This window comes from Anaerobutyricum soehngenii, from assembly GCF_009697165.1.
Taxonomy (GTDB): Bacteria; Bacillota; Clostridia; order Lachnospirales; family Lachnospiraceae; genus Anaerobutyricum; species Anaerobutyricum soehngenii.
This window is the reverse complement of sequence record NZ_VULP01000044.1, coordinates 1-15,037: the sequence shown is the minus strand read 5'-3', so window position 1 is coordinate 15,037 and position 15,037 is coordinate 1. Positions and strand designations below refer to the sequence as shown.

Sequence of the window (15,037 nt, the reverse complement as noted above, 5' to 3'; positions counted from 1 at the left end):
TTGAGTTTGGTCACTTACATTATACATGAAAAAGGGGGTCATTGCTTTTTTATTCGTAAAAAGTGATGAAATCCTTGAAAATATAAGGTTTTAAACAAAAATAGGACTGTAAAACTTTACAGTACCATTAAATTATAGGAGGAGACAAAATGAAAGTATATGTAGTAGCAAATTTAAAAGGTGGCGTTGGAAAAACCACCACAACAGTAAACGTAGCTTATACATTTTCGGAAATGGGTGGAAGAGTATTAGTTATTGACCTGGATCCACAATGTAACTGTACAAGATTTTTTGCAAAGGTAAACGGATACAGTAAAACGATAAGAGATGTTCTTGAGAATCCTAAAGGGATAAATAGTGCAGTCTATCGCACAAAATACCAGGATATAGATATTGTGAAAGGCTCTGTTAAGATCACAGAGCAAAAAACTCCGTGGAGACTGAAAGAAGCGTTAGGATATTTAAAGAAAGACTATGATGTCTGCCTGATTGATACCCGCCCTGTATTTGATATGCTGACAATGAATGCATTGTATGCTGCGGATGTGTTCCTTACCCCAGTGAAATTTGATAACTTCTGCCGGGATAATCTTACAATGGTGGAAGATGCTTACCATGAGATCTTGGAAAACAATCCAGATTTGGAATGGAAGATATTCGCAAACATGGTGTCGAACACCAAAGCACAGAAATTATCTTCAGAGGATCTGATCGCTAAGCATGATTATCCGTTTATGCAGTCATGTATCAGCCGTACAGCGATTGTTGATAATGCGTTATCCCTTTATAAGCCGGTGGCAAAGCATCGTGTTATGAGTAATGTAGCACAGGATTTTGTAGATCTGGTGGAAGAACTTCTTGAGGATTAGGGGGTATCGGTTATGGCAAAGCTTGGGAATATATTTAACAAGGAAGAGATAAAAAAAGAAGAGCAGCATCCACGCAGAATAATCAAATGGATACATTACTCAAAATTAAAAGAAAATGTAGAACAGTATTGTCCGGCACGTGATAAGGAAGAGATAGAATCACTTGCAGATTTAATTCAGGCTACAGGAGAAGTGATTGAGAATTTATCAGTAAGCAAGCTAGATACAGATGAGTATAAGATTATTGCAGGACATAAGCGCTGTCAGGCTTGTAAATTGCTTGTTGAGGAAAGGGGATTAAAAGAATTTGCTTTTCTTCCATGCATTGTTAATAATGTCAGTGCGGTGCAGGAAAGTTTTCGTGTAATGGCTTCAAATGGATACCACACGAAAAAACCGTATGAGTTGATGCATGAGATCACAGAGATGGAAAAACTTTTAAGAGAGCATCCAGAAGAATTCCCTCCATCTTTACAGAAAGGAAGGATGGTAGAACGCTTATCAAAAAAAATGGGAATCGCAAGGGCTACAGTACAAGAATATCAGCAGATCTCCAGAAATTTACTTCCAGAGGCAATGGAAAAATTTAAGGAAGGGGAGATAGAAAAATCTGCCGCACTCACTCTGGCGAGGCTGCCGGAAAAGATGCAGAAGAAAGTGATTGAACAGGGGATCACAAAAAATGTGGATATAGAAGAATATAAACAGAAGAATTTAGAACCGGGTGCAGTAGAGATACGGGTATCGTACCGGCTGTTGGGTATAGATGAATATGACAGGTCTACTGTCTCCAGAAAAGCACTTGTAAAGTTCTTAAAAGGGAGATATGGGAGTACTTCCTATGAAATATCACAAGGGGAGATCAGAATCTCCTGCTCGGATAAAAACATCATTATCTCAGAGAAATCCATTACATGGGAACGGTATGTGGCCCTGCTTGACCAGTACTGCCCAAAAGAAGAAAAAGAAGAGCCAGAGCTTGTAGAAAGGAGGGAAGAACAAAGAGATATGGTGCCAGAAATAGAAACAGAAGAAACAGACTGCAAAGAGCCTGCCGGAAAGTCGGACAGGGAAATTTCCGTCCCGATGGATGAATTAGTGGAAGAAGGAAGGGAAGAAACAGCAGGATTAACCCGTCAGGAATATATGAATTCTTTAGATATAAAAGAGGTTTCCAGTTATATCAGCCACTTCCTTTCCGAAGAGATCCTGCGGTGTCCGGCATTGATTGAAAAATGGCTAAAGGACTGCGTAAACGAAGAAGGACAGTCCGTATAAAAATCAGTGTTACATACATTCTGCCTGCCGGATGGAGAAGACCATGCCGTAGCTGCAAAAGCACAGGCAGAATTCGCACACTATTTGTGTGCAGCATATACTTTCATGTAAGGGGGATCCCTTTCCAGGATATTCCCCTTTACATTGTAAAAGAGAAGAGAGGAGAAAAAAGATGAGATTGGACTATTTTTACAATACAGAGGGAGAAAACTTCCGCTTTTACCAGATTCCGGCATTGCTTTTGGAGGAAGAGGAGTACAGGGGGATCAGTGATACTGCGAAAATATTATATGGAGTATTATTATCCAGGCTGGCATTATCCAGAAAAAATAGCTGGATTGAAAAAGATACTGGTCGTTTATATATCACATACAATCTGAAACAACTGGTAGAAAAACTGGGACGCAGTGATCGTACAATCAGCAAAGCAATGAAACAGCTTTCCGAAGTTGGACTGATCGAGAAGAAAAAAAGAGGACAGGGTAAGCCGGACATTATTTATGTGATGAACTTTACGGCTGTCCATAAAGAAGGTGCAAAAGAGACTGTCCCTGAAGAACAGATGGAGCAGAACCTACCTGAAGATAAGATGCAAGAAAATAAAAGAGAAGAAACTATAGCAGAGACAAGTATTACGGGAAAGGAAGACCAAAGGGGAGATTCTAGAAGCGAAGAAATTACGATTCTGGAAAAAAGACATGCGAGAGAGTTTTACAGAAAAAAGATACGGCATCAGTTAGAATATGAAATATTGATGCAACGGCACAAAACGGATAAAAATATAATAGATGCTATGATAGAGATAATGGCAAATGTTTATATCTCAGACAGGGATACATATAAAATATCAGGGGAAGAAATCCCAGTAAATGAGGTGCAGAACCGGATAAAGACATTAAATGTACAACATATAGAGTATATCATAGAATGCCTTAACCGGAATACAAGAGAGATCCGAAAGCCGGATAATTACCTGTTAGCATCGCTGTATAATGCTCCGCTGACAATAGGGCTTTATTATAAAGCACAGGTACAGCATGATTTTAAAATGGAGAATACTGTAGTTTAGCGTTCCTGTATTTTTTCAGGAGCGAAAAAATTACGGTTCCAGAAGCGAAGAAATTACGATTCTAAAGGCGAAGAGATTACGGTTCCAGAAACGAAAGAGTTACCTGCAAAATATATAGAGACAGATATATAAAATAATATATATAATAATCTATCCATCTATCTGGTTTGATATGGATAAGATGGGATAAAAAAACAGACCGTCTTTGAAACGGTCTGCGAGATTGGATCATGCTGAAAACTTTTCAGCAAATCCAGTATAGACCACACAGAAGGATCATGTCAATAGCTCTGACGGGGGAATTTTATAAATATGTGGTGTTATGTTCATGATATGTGAAATGTACTGAAATCCAGCACAAAAATAATAAGGAGAAAAATACAGTATGGGAAAGATAAGGGAGTTTTTTTACTTACTAGCCATTGCCGTATTGATCAGTCTGTCAATGATCTTTATAGGGGCGGCATTCAGGGAAGAATATCCATTATGGAAAAACCAAAAAATATTAGAAGACCTGCAATCCGATGTAAAAACAGAGGAAACAGGTGATGAAGATCCCGGCATAGACTGGGAAAAATTAAAAAAAATAAATCCAGACATTGTTGGATGGATAAAAGTTCCGGGAACCAGGATTGATTATCCTGTTTTACGGGGAAGCAGATGGAATGAATATCTCCATAAGGATTATAAAGGGGAATCCAGCTATGCCGGATCCATCTTCATTCAGCCTGGAGCATCGTTTGAGGATAAGCATTTAATCCTTTATGGTCATAATATGCGTACAAGATCTATGTTTGGTTCGCTTCATGAGTTTGAATCAGAAGATTTTTATAAAAAATATAACAAGATATACCTGTATCAGCCGGAAAAAGTAATGAAATATACAGTATATAGTGTATATGACTGTCTGGATAAAAGTACAACATACCTAACGGATTTCACAGGGAACAAGAAGGATGAAAGATGGATAGATTGGTTATCCATGACAATAGAAAAAAACGCTTACTATCCTATTAAAAAGAAACCAGAAAAAGAAGGACAGATCCTTACACTGTCTACTTGTTCCGGAAAGAAAAAAGGGGATGATTACCGACTGGTAGTAAATGCTGTTATAAAATGATCATTTATAAGAAAAATTAAGAGGGATACCTTCAATATAAAGAAGAAGTATCCTATTTTTATGCCCGCCTGCGGAGATGGTGTATTCCCCGGCATCATTGTCCGTTGCTTCAAAAGCACAGGTGGGATTTGCACAGCAAAAATCCCCAATCATTGTTGTGCATAAGGAGTATCTTGATCCACAATAGAGATACTCCTTTTTATCAAAATAAATGGATCAAATCATCTGAAAATAGTGTGGAAGTAAAAAGAAATACATGATATAGTAGACAGGCAGAGGAACATTGTAAAATGTAGACCTGCTTTATGACCGGCAGGGTAGCTGCCTCCTGTTCTGGAGAATACCAGAAAGGGGGCGTATATTTATGAGTACATATGAGGAATTTAATATAATATTAACGGTTGCGTTATTGATAGTTGCGATTCTGAATTTGAAAAATAAATAAGCTGCCCTTTGTTCTTGGCGGAATAGGCAGCTTATTTATTAACTGATATGACCCCCAGAATGGGAAGCTTAAAAGCACCCTGCTGGTTGTTTGTTAATAATATAATAGCAATTATATAATGTAATGTCAACTACTGTATAAAGAAGCCTAAAGCAACATAACTTTCTAAGTTTTTCTGCTTTTTTAATACAAATATATATAATTAAAAATGAAAATATAGGAGAAGAAAAAATAATGAAAACAAGATTAACTAAAAGTGAATTTGCTGTGATGGAAGTTTTATGGGATGAAGGGGAGGAGTTGACTTCAGCAGAGATCATTCAAAAGTCGAAAGAGAGAGAATGGAAAGACAGCTCTATACATCTGATTATAAATAGTCTGCTCAGAAAAAAAGTTGTAACAGTAGCAGGCTTTAAAAAAACAACAAAAAATTATGCCAGAACTTTTGTACCCGTAGAAACCAGAGAACAGTTTTTGGTAGGGCAGATTATAGATGATAAGACAACGACTGAGGATAAAAAGGGAATATATTCGTATATCATAGGAAAAGAAAGTGATCCAGAACTAATAAATTATATTGAAAAATTACTTGAAGAACGAAAGAAAGAACTGAGAATTAAATCTAAATGAACGTACCGAATTTCGGCACATGACAAAAAAAGCAGGAGAATAATATCTACCTGCTTTTTTTGTGCAGATTGGAATGGAAGGAGAAAGAGAATGACACTTGGAGAAAAAATAAAAAAGTACAGGGAATTGCGGGGGCTGACTCAAAAAGCATTGGGGGAAAGAGTAGGATTTTCTATTGGAACACAAGATTCCCGTATAAGAAAATATGAAAAAGACATGATGGCTCCTAAAGAAGATATACGGATTAAAATTGCAGAAGCTTTGGGTATAGATATGTCAGCATTAAATGATATAGATATTCAGACAGAAGAAGATGCTATTAGAATATTATTTTATCTTGAAGAAAAATATGGATTGGAAATAACAAAGACAAGAGATGAGATTCTTCTAACTTTTGATAGTAATAATACAGCTATAAGGAAACTGATGGTATATCTTGAGTTATGGGCGGCTAAAAAAGAAGAATATACAAGGAATAAAGGAAATGCAACAGGAGAATTTGAGTGGAATGTTTATGAGAAATGTAACGGAAAAAAAGAGCTAAAGGCTGGTTTTGTAAAAGAAATAGAGGCAAGGGAATATGCCAGTTTTTTAGAAAGCTGTAATAGAGTTGCTGGATATAATGAGAGTAAATTTAGAGTGGAGTATGTACCTCTGGTATCTGAAGTACAGGATGAATATGATATATGGAAAGCACAGTTTCCCAAGAATTTAGAACGTGCCGAAATTCAGCACGCACAAAAATGAAAAAAGCTGGCTAGGATACTGGAATAGTGAAAAAAATATGATATATTAAAACTAAACATAAAAGTTAGAGAGGGATTGATATATATCGAAAATCTCCGGTAAATCTACTTATAAATGTGCTGAAATTCGGTACGGAACAGGAGGAAGTTATGAAAGAAAAAATAATGAAGAAAGGGCATTTGTTACTGACATTACTTGTTTTTGTATGTTTAATGGGACTGGGAACAATACATGCCAATGCCGCAACGGTAAAGGCAAAAGTTGATGTAAAAAAATTTTATGGGATGGCGGAGCAAGTTCTTCAGGAGATTAATAAGCAGAGAAGAAGTAATGGATTGTCAGATTTAAAAATGGATGCAAATTTTACAGAAGCAGCAATGGACATAGCATTGCAGGCACAGGGAGGAGATGCATCAGCAAGCAATCCTGATATTTACAATAATAGATACATAAGTAAAGATGCTATGGAAATAGATAATATAGATGGCTATGATATGTATGATGATAATTTATGGAAAGAGAATAGGAATGGAACACAAAAAGTATTAAATCATATAAAAAAAATAGGAAGTTATTCATATCAAGATGATGACATAACTTCAAGGGTAGGAATAGGAATAGTTGCAACAGATATGCCTAAAATTGTACCAAGAGAATTAAATAGGGGATATTTTTGTAATGTGACTTATTGTTTTGTGAGCAATAGAACAGCACATGATAACACAAATTATAAAGTCTATGTAAATAGTGGAAAAACCATTTGTACTCAAATGGATTTGTTTATTAATCCAGAGGATACTTATTTAATTATTAATGCTAATGAAAATTGTTTAACACCAAAATATACTTATGATGTGATTAAAAAAAGTGAGGTAAGAAAAGTACATCCGGCTGTATGGCAGCATCCAGTAATATTTGGTAAAGTTCATAACGAGTTATGCCGTTTTAAGTGTAAATTATCGAATACTGGGGCTACATGGAGCAGTTCTGATCCATCTATAGTTTCTGTAGATTCCAATGGAAATATAACGGCAAAGAAATATGGAATTGCTACAGTGACAGTTAAAGTAGGAAATTTGCAGGCGACTAAAAAATATGTTGTTTCGGACATAATCGGGATGGATACGGATACACTCTTATATCTTCCAAACTGGAAATCAAAATCTAGTATACCGGCAGATTATACAGGTAACTGTTATGCAGAAGGTTATGCCTTTGAAGTAAAAAACGGTCGGATTACATGGTCGAAGAACATGAAAACAAATAAGATTACAAGACCAGGAAGTAAAAATAAAAAAAGTTCGGCAAAGACAAAAAAGATAAAAGGAAACTATTACAAGATCACTTCAAAATCGAAAAAGACAGTTTTATATGTGAAACCAGCTAGTAAAAATATTACATCTGTAAACATTCCATCGACAGTAAAGATTGGTGGAAAAAGATATAAAGTAACAGGGATTGCAGCCAATGCCTTCAAGAACTATAAAAAGTTAAAGAAAGTAACAATAGGTGCTAATATAAGGAATATTGGAAAAAGGGCTTTCTATAGATGCTCTAATCTAAAGACGGTTAAAATGAAAACTTCAAAATTAGTGAATAGCCAAGTTGGAAAACAGGCATTCAAGGGAATCTATAAAAAAGCAGTAATTAAAGTTCCAAAGAAGCAGCTAAAAGCTTATAAGAAGTTACTTAAAATCAGAGGTGTTGGAAAGAAAGTAAAAATTAAAAAATAAAATAGAAAAATGAGTACAAAAAAAGGATATTCAGAAGAATGTCCTTTTTTTGTACTCATTTTTAGACGAAGAAAGGAGAAAATCTCTGTGATACGAGGTCCACCATGTACTTTAAGGTAAACGCTCCATAGCGTTGCCACAGCTGATTTCAGGTGGCATTGTTAGTTAGCGCGGGTTATTTACCTGACACAGACTAATTAATAATTCTCTTTTCTTACTTCAAAATAAGCCTGTGAATGATTACATACCGGACAAACCTCTGGTGCCTCAAGTCCTACAACTACATGCCCACAGTTTCGGCATTCCCACATAGTTACTCCACTCTTTTTAAATACCTCCATTGCTTCTACATTCTTAAGCAATGCACGGTATCTCTCTTCATGAAGTTTTTCAATTGCTCCAACACCTCTAAACTGTGCTGCTAACTCAGCGAATCCTTCTTCCTCTGCATCCTTAGCCATTCTCTCGTACATGTCTGTCCACTCAGCATTCTCACCCTCAGCTGCATGTAAAAGATTTTCTGCTGTATCCCCCAGCTCTCCTAGCGCCTTAAACCAAAGCTTGGCATGCTCTTTCTCATTCTCAGCTGTCTGTAAGAATAATGCTGCAATCTGCTCATATCCGGCCTTCTTTGCTACAGAAGCAAAGTATGTATATTTATTTCTGGCCTGTGACTCTCCTGCAAATGCTTCCCAGAGATTCTTCTCTGTCTTTGTTCCTGCATATTTGCTCTTTGATGATACTGCATCTTCTTTCTTAAATGCCGATGCCGGCTGCTTACATACTGGACACTGCTCCGGTGGCTGCTCTCCTTCATGTACATATCCACATACACTACATACCCATTTATCCATTTCATTATCTCCTTTTCTATTTAATATTTCGCTCTTGTCTTCATATGAAGTGTGTAACATTTTTTCAGCCAGCTCACTTAATGGCTCCCCATAGAATTCTTCATATACTCTTTTAATATCAGGATTCTCATGACTCTTTCTAATAATCATTGCCTCATCCTTCGTGTACAGGCTTTGAATCCTTGCTTTTCTGACTTCATCCTTGTCCTTCATAACATTCTTTGGCTGTCCACCGCCTCCGATACAGCCTCCCGGACACGTCATAACTTCAACAAAATGATACTGTTTATTTCCGTTCTTTATTTCTTCAATTACTTTTCCCGCATTAGCAGTTCCATAAATGACAGCTATACTTACATCCAGCTCTCCAATTTTTACAGTTGCCTCTTTAACACCATCATAACCTCTTACAGGTGTAAAATTCAAAAGCTGTTCTGGAGATTTCTCTTTTGTAATATATTCGTATGCTGTTCTCAGCGCCGCTTCCATAACACCACCGGTATTGCCGAAAATAACACCAGCTCCAGAAGCTTCGCCCATGAAATCATCATAATCACTATCTAAAAGACTGGCAAAATCAATATTTTCTTCCTTGGCCCATTTTGCCAGTTCTCTTGTAGTGATAACATAATCCATGTCACGCATGTCATCAATTCCAAGATATTTCGCTGCAGCGTTCATTTCATTTCTGCGAATTTCAAACTTCTTTGCCGTACATGGTGTAAGTGCCACATTAACAATATTCTCTGGATTAATTCCCTTCTTCTTAGCAAAAAATGTCTTAATTGTTGGTCCCTGCATTCCAATTGGACTTTTTGCTGTTGAGAGATTAGGAATCATCTCAGGATAGTATGTCTCTACATACTTTATCCAAGCTGGACAACAGCTGGTAAACTGTGGCAAAGGTGCGGTGTTCTTAGTAACTCGCTCTATTAACTCGCTTGCCTCCTCCATAATTGTCAAATCGGCTGCAAAGTTTGTATCAAGAACAAAATTAACTCTAAGCTTTCTGAGTAAAGCCACCATCTTACCCTGTACAAAGCTGCCATCTGGCATACCGAACTCTTCGCCAAGTGCTGCTCTTACTGAAGGGGATGTGCTGACTATTACAACCTTATCCGGGTCTTTGATTGCCTCTTTTACATAATTATATTCATATTTTTCCGTTATACTGTCTACCGGGCACACATTGGCACACTGCCCACAATTGATGCATACTGCCTCCCCACAGGTCTGCTCTAATGTGTATGTTCCGTGCACACCAATCTGGTTGGTACATACATCCTTACACATACCACATTTTATGCACTTTTCTTCCATACGAATAATGCTGGGATTATCTTCCTCGATTGGGACACGAATGTTTAATGGTAAATGACTCAATCTACGCTCCTCCTTTTGCTTATATATGTATAAACCTTAACCTAGATTTATTTCAACATTATAGCATATATAGTACAAAAATTCTACGAGAAATTCAGAATGCTTTTTTTAATAAATACAGCTTATCTATTGACCACACTTGTTATCTCATCCCAGTTATCGAGTACATCTATACCCACAATCGGGTCATACATCTTCCCCAGATTCTTCTCTATTTCCTCATAACAGTAATCAAAATTATGTGCTTTACGATAACAGCGGTTAGATGTAATAGCATCAATCGAATCGCATATTTCAATAATTCTTGCACCTATCGGTATATCTGCTCCTGCTTTACTAATCGGATAACCCTTCCCGTCAAAACGCTCATGGTGCATCAAAACAATGTCTGACAGTTCTCTCAATTTGTGGGATTTACCAAGTGTCTCTGCTCCTATTATGGGATGTTTTTTTATCGTTATAATGTCACCACATCAACAATTTGACCGCCAATTCACCATTCATAAAGAAGTTCAAATCCTAACAAAAAAGCAAGAAAGGCGCACCACCAATCTCGATGATACGCCCTTATATAGCCATGCTAATCTTCTATCTTGCCTTTTCATTCTTCTGTACAGCGACTTCCTTCATCTCCAGCTTTATTTTTCCTTTGTTTTCCTTCATATAAATCTCAAATGCATCTGCACCATACTCATATTCCTTTTCAGATACCAAAGCTACAGGCTGAGACTGAATGGACGCAGTTTCGCTTTCCTGATGTGTCTGCTCATACAGTTCATCCCATTTCTTCTCCATCTTCTGTAACTCCACATCCTTAGCCAAATTATCAACCTTATCTTGGCAATGATTATGAGGCTGTGTATGCCGTCCATGATAATACAGGTCATCCGCACTCACACATTGTGTTTAACAGTGTTTCTTTTCGTGACGGGAAAAAATATCATTACAAGAAAGGTGACTGGGAGAGGTATATACAGCCGATAACAAACCGGTTATGTGAGGAATATGGACTTTCAACGATTGAACTCGAGGAAGAGCCGGGAAAAAGGGAGAGGACGGACAGGGAATGGAACAGATACCGTGACGGTAAATTTATATGGTCTGATATGGTAAAGAGAGATGTGGATGCATGCATATTACAGGCAGCCTCTTTTGATAGTTTTCTTTCCCAGATGGAAAATAAGGGATATGAAATCAAGAATGCCCATGGAGAAGGCAAATATTTAGCTGTAAAGCTTCCGGGTATGAAACGAATGATCAGACTGAAAACTTTAGGGGAAGAATATGGTGAAGAGTGTATCAGGCAAAGGATACAGAAAGAGAGTTTATAGCCGATATTCTAACTGTTGAATACAGTATCAAATAACTTCCTGAAATCAGAATTATTTACCATAGTTCCAACGAATCTTCCGCATCTATCCACATCTGCATAGTACCGTCAAGATAAAGTCGAGCATACTTCACAGGATTGTCTATTGCCAAAGCATTCAAGGCACACTCTGAATTAGGTGTTGTCTTTAATCCTTCCTCTGCCTTTGCACAATCAATCCGAAGAATATATCCGGCATAAGTGCATATATCAATGCTGTTATGATAAATGTTGTAATCTGCATATATTATGTTCATTAAACCAATCCTCTTTTCTGTAAAATTCAAAAAGCATTTCAAACATTTCTTATCAGCACCCAGCACCAGGAGGACACCTCTGTTATGGATATTCGCCCGCTGGCGGAAGCTGTCATGGAAACCGCTAGGAAGATCAAGAACGACAATATGTCCGATCAGGATTTCTACAAATTTCGGTTTGTAGAGGACTTAATGAATCCTTGTAATATTGGGCGTTGCATGAATGTTAATTTGCGTTGCTTGATGTATTGAGGGCTAATCAGTATACTAGTTTTTTCAAGCGAAAGGAGTAGCTAGAGATGATTGGTAAAACGATACTTTACACTGGTAGGTGCAGAAAAAATGCGGCAGTATCGGAGAGTATTGATTGCCAGGAAGAAGAAAGAATAGATTTATTGCCGGAAGTCACAGATAAAAGGTGGCTTCCGGCTTTTTTTCATGCCCTATATTTATTATCAATAAAGTTATCAATGTTTTGTAACTTAGGATATGATATGAATGTAATGGAAATATTAATTACAAATAGTAATTCGTTTTATTTCATAAAAAATTTAGCACTTTTATGAGAAAAATATGTTAAGAAGTATGGGATATTTGTGGATAAAAGAACATATGTATGGTATACTAAATCAATAATGTTGTTATTTTAAGGAGGGGGATAGATTTGGATAAGATATATGCTGCGATTGACTTAAAATCATTTTATGCATCAGTGGAATGTGTGGAAAGAGGCTTAGATCCTCTCACAACGAATCTTGTTGTTGCCGATAAGAGCCGTACTGAAAAGACCATATGTCTTGCCGTTTCTCCTTCTTTAAAAAAATATGGTATTCCAGGACGTCCTCGTTTATTTGAAGTAATACAGAAAGTGAAGAGGATTAATAAAGAAAGACAGGAAACTGCTCCGGGGCATAAATTCATAGGACAATCTTTTCATTCAGATAAATTAAGTGATCCTTCGGTTGCACTGGCATATATTACAGCACCTCCGAGAATGTCATTGTATATGAAATATAGTACACAAATATATCAGATCTACCTTCGGTATTTTGCTCCAGAAGATATTCATGTATATTCGATTGATGAGGTTTTTATTGATTTGACAGGATACTTAACAAATTATCAGATGGGAGCAAAAGAATTAATTTCCAAAGTGATACAGGATGTATTAAAAGAAACAGGAATCACAGCTACTGCAGGGATTGGTACGAATCTATATCTTGCAAAGATTGCAATGGATATTATGGCAAAGCATGTGCCGGCAGACGAGTATGGTGTGAGGATTGCTTATCTGGATGAGTTAACATATCGAAAGAAATTATGGGAACATCAGCCGATTACAGATTTCTGGAGGGTAGGGAAAGGTTATGCCAAAAAGCTTGCTGTATATCAGATTTACACGATGGGAGACGTTGCCAGATGCTCTGTTGGAAAAGAAAAGGAATATCATAATGAGGAATTACTTTATAAACTATTTGGCATTAATGCTGAGTTATTGATTGACCATGCCTGGGGATATGAACCTTGCACGATTGCAGATATAAAAGTATATAAACCAGAAGCAAAAAGTATCGGTTCCGGACAGGTATTATCTTCTGCTTATTCCTCAGAAAAAGCAAAGGTTGTAGTTTTAGAAATGGCGGAACAGATTGCATTTGATCTTTTTGAACAGAAGCTTGTTTCAAAGCAATTTGTCCTCACAATAGGTTATGATAGGGATAATCTACAAGGACAGAAATACAGTGGGGAGGTTGCAACAGACCGTTATGGAAGAAAAATCCCCAAACACGCACATGGTACGATTAATCTGGATATACCAACTTCTTCACTAAAAGAAATTACAACTGCTGTTTCTAGTCTTTACGACAGGATAATTGATAAGGAACTCCTTATCCGGCGGCTCACATTAACTGCTACTAAAGTTATGCCAAAAGAAGGACAGGTATATCAGCAGTTAGATCTGTTTACTGATTATGAAGCATTAAAGAAAGAACAGGAAAAAGAACGTAGATTACAAAAATCTATTCTTGATATTAAGAAAAAATACGGAAAAAATGCAGTTTTGCGAGGGTTAAGTTACGAAGAAGGTGCAACAACAAGAACAAGAAATGGACAGATAGGAGGGCATAAAGCATAATGGGAAAGTATGACGATATTATCAATCTTCCGCATCATGTATCAAAAAAACACCCCCAGATGCCTATTGCAGACAGGGCAGCTCAGTTTGCTCCATTTGCAGCTTTAACTGGATATGGAGAACAGATTAAAGAAACTGCTAGAACTACGGAAGAATTTCATCAGGTATCAGGACGAGAAAAAGAGGAGCTAGATCAGAAATTACAGATATTACTGCAAACCCAATATAAACATCCTCTGATTTCTACATATTATTTTACACCAGATGCCCGAAAACAAGGCGGACATTATGAAAAGAAAACGGAATATGTGAAGCGAATAGATCCTGTAAAAGAATATATTATTATGAAAGATGATACAATAATTCGATTTCATTATATAAAGGAATTACAAGGAGAGATTTTTAACAAAGTTATAGTAGGTTAGAGGTACTTGCTGTTATCATTCCGTTTCAATTTCCTGCAGATCTTATCCATCAGAAGCTGATAGTAAAGAGATTGAAGAAAAAGATAGTCTCCGCGATAAAATACCTGTTTATCATAAGTAATCTGTTTGTCCGCACGAAAAGAAATCAGGATTGTCTGAGCTTCTTTTTCTTATAGAAATATTACAGATTTTATTGTGAATCATGAAAAGACAAAAATTAGTGTTATATTTCCCTATTTTATGAAAGGATTATCCAAGAGTGAATGGAGTTGGTTTGCTATAATGAGAATAATTATTGATATTGTAGAAAACTGTGCTGGAATGTTTTTTAACATACTCTGGAGCAGGAGTACTGCGAATTGGGATAATTGCGATGAATAGGAAAACTTGTTAGGAAAATTTCATGAAAGAATGAAAGGAAAATCAGGAGGAGGTTATATAATGTCAGATAAGATTTGCAGCAGTGCGGATAAGGTGCTGGAGGTATTTTTAGAGAATGCACCGATGGATACTTCACATCATCGTATGGTGAAGCAGCAGAATAAGTGTGGATATGGATTACAGGGAGTATGTTGTAGATTATGTTCGAATGGCCCATGTCGTTTATCACCGGCGAAACCAAAAGGTGTATGTGGAGCAGATGCAGATACCATTGCCTGCAGGAATTTTTTAAGACAGGTGGCTGCTGGTTCAGGATGTTATACGCATGTTGTAGAGAATA

14 protein-coding genes and 2 pseudogenes are annotated in these 15,037 nt (G+C 36.8%); 12 read left to right on the top strand and 4 right to left on the bottom strand.

Translation table 11 applies throughout. The annotated features are described in order from the left end of the window. The first annotated feature begins 149 nt into the window (after nucleotides 1-149). The 7 genes from FYJ25_RS13875 to FYJ25_RS13845 all read left to right on the top strand — a co-directional run bounded on the left by FYJ25_RS13875 (nucleotide 150) and on the right by FYJ25_RS13845 (nucleotide 7,891). Entirely contained in the window at nucleotides 150-869 is a 720-nt protein-coding gene (locus tag FYJ25_RS13875; RefSeq protein WP_154581555.1) for a ParA family protein, read from the top strand. Between the two features lie 12 nt (nucleotides 870-881). Next, complete coding sequence (locus FYJ25_RS13870) at nucleotides 882-2,147, top strand: ParB/RepB/Spo0J family partition protein (protein ID WP_154581554.1); 1,266 nt, start codon at nucleotides 882-884, stop codon at nucleotides 2,145-2,147. A 172-nt stretch (nucleotides 2,148-2,319) separates the two neighbouring features. Further along, complete coding sequence (locus FYJ25_RS13865; RefSeq protein ID WP_154581553.1) at nucleotides 2,320-3,216, top strand: replication initiator protein A; 897 nt, start codon at nucleotides 2,320-2,322, stop codon at nucleotides 3,214-3,216. A 385-nt stretch (nucleotides 3,217-3,601) separates the two neighbouring features. After that, nucleotides 3,602-4,336: a class B sortase gene (srtB, locus tag FYJ25_RS13860; RefSeq protein ID WP_154581552.1), complete on the top strand. Its 735-nt coding sequence runs from the start codon at nucleotides 3,602-3,604 to the stop codon at nucleotides 4,334-4,336. A 679-nt stretch (nucleotides 4,337-5,015) separates the two neighbouring features. Further along, the gene (locus FYJ25_RS13855; protein ID WP_154581551.1) at nucleotides 5,016-5,411 is read left to right on the top strand and encodes a BlaI/MecI/CopY family transcriptional regulator; all 396 of its coding nucleotides are present in this window, start codon (nucleotides 5,016-5,018) and stop codon (nucleotides 5,409-5,411) included. Between the two features lie 90 nt (nucleotides 5,412-5,501). Beyond that, complete coding sequence (locus FYJ25_RS13850; protein ID WP_154581550.1) at nucleotides 5,502-6,158, top strand: helix-turn-helix domain-containing protein; 657 nt, start codon at nucleotides 5,502-5,504, stop codon at nucleotides 6,156-6,158. 149 nt (nucleotides 6,159-6,307) lie between these two features. Next, complete coding sequence (locus FYJ25_RS13845; RefSeq protein ID WP_154581549.1) at nucleotides 6,308-7,891, top strand: leucine-rich repeat protein; 1,584 nt, start codon at nucleotides 6,308-6,310, stop codon at nucleotides 7,889-7,891. A 197-nt stretch (nucleotides 7,892-8,088) separates the two neighbouring features. Here the strand turns inward: FYJ25_RS13845 and rbr are convergent, their stop codons facing one another. From rbr to FYJ25_RS13830, 3 genes are all read right to left on the bottom strand, one after another. Then, complete coding sequence (gene rbr / locus FYJ25_RS13840) at nucleotides 8,089-10,128, bottom strand: rubrerythrin (protein ID WP_330578378.1); 2,040 nt, start codon at nucleotides 10,126-10,128, stop codon at nucleotides 8,089-8,091. Nucleotides 10,129-10,250: 122 nt separating this feature from the next. Further along, nucleotides 10,251-10,583 carry an HD-GYP domain-containing protein gene (locus FYJ25_RS13835; RefSeq protein ID WP_279206716.1) on the bottom strand — a complete coding sequence of 111 codons (333 nt, stop codon included), beginning with the start codon at nucleotides 10,581-10,583 and terminating at the stop codon, nucleotides 10,251-10,253. Nucleotides 10,584-10,716: 133 nt separating this feature from the next. Continuing rightward, nucleotides 10,717-10,923 carry a hypothetical protein gene (locus FYJ25_RS13830; protein ID WP_154581548.1) on the bottom strand — a complete coding sequence of 69 codons (207 nt, stop codon included), beginning with the start codon at nucleotides 10,921-10,923 and terminating at the stop codon, nucleotides 10,717-10,719. A gap of 56 nt (nucleotides 10,924-10,979) precedes the next feature. Here FYJ25_RS13830 and FYJ25_RS13825 point away from each other — a divergent pair. Then, nucleotides 10,980-11,459, top strand: a pseudogene (locus FYJ25_RS13825) (relaxase/mobilization nuclease domain-containing protein); the annotation flags it as partial. 55 nt (nucleotides 11,460-11,514) lie between these two features. Here FYJ25_RS13825 and FYJ25_RS13820 read toward each other — a convergent pair. Beyond that, nucleotides 11,515-11,754 carry a DUF6061 family protein gene (locus tag FYJ25_RS13820; RefSeq protein ID WP_072522470.1) on the bottom strand — a complete coding sequence of 80 codons (240 nt, stop codon included), beginning with the start codon at nucleotides 11,752-11,754 and terminating at the stop codon, nucleotides 11,515-11,517. 299 nt (nucleotides 11,755-12,053) lie between these two features. Between FYJ25_RS13820 and FYJ25_RS13815 the strand changes: the two genes are divergently transcribed. The 4 genes and pseudogenes from FYJ25_RS13815 to FYJ25_RS13800 all read left to right on the top strand — a co-directional run. Beyond that, nucleotides 12,054-12,320 carry a hypothetical protein gene (locus FYJ25_RS13815; RefSeq protein ID WP_154581547.1) on the top strand — a complete coding sequence of 89 codons (267 nt, stop codon included), beginning with the start codon at nucleotides 12,054-12,056 and terminating at the stop codon, nucleotides 12,318-12,320. Between the two features lie 92 nt (nucleotides 12,321-12,412). Beyond that, nucleotides 12,413-13,891 carry a Y-family DNA polymerase gene (locus FYJ25_RS13810; RefSeq protein ID WP_334296215.1) on the top strand — a complete coding sequence of 493 codons (1,479 nt, stop codon included), beginning with the start codon at nucleotides 12,413-12,415 and terminating at the stop codon, nucleotides 13,889-13,891. Further along, entirely contained in the window at nucleotides 13,891-14,316 is a 426-nt protein-coding gene (locus tag FYJ25_RS13805; protein WP_117982468.1) for a hypothetical protein, read from the top strand. Before FYJ25_RS13810 ends, FYJ25_RS13805 begins: the two co-directional genes overlap by 1 nt. A 441-nt stretch (nucleotides 14,317-14,757) precedes the next feature. After that, a pseudogene (locus tag FYJ25_RS13800) lies at nucleotides 14,758-15,037 on the top strand (anaerobic carbon-monoxide dehydrogenase catalytic subunit); the annotation flags it as partial.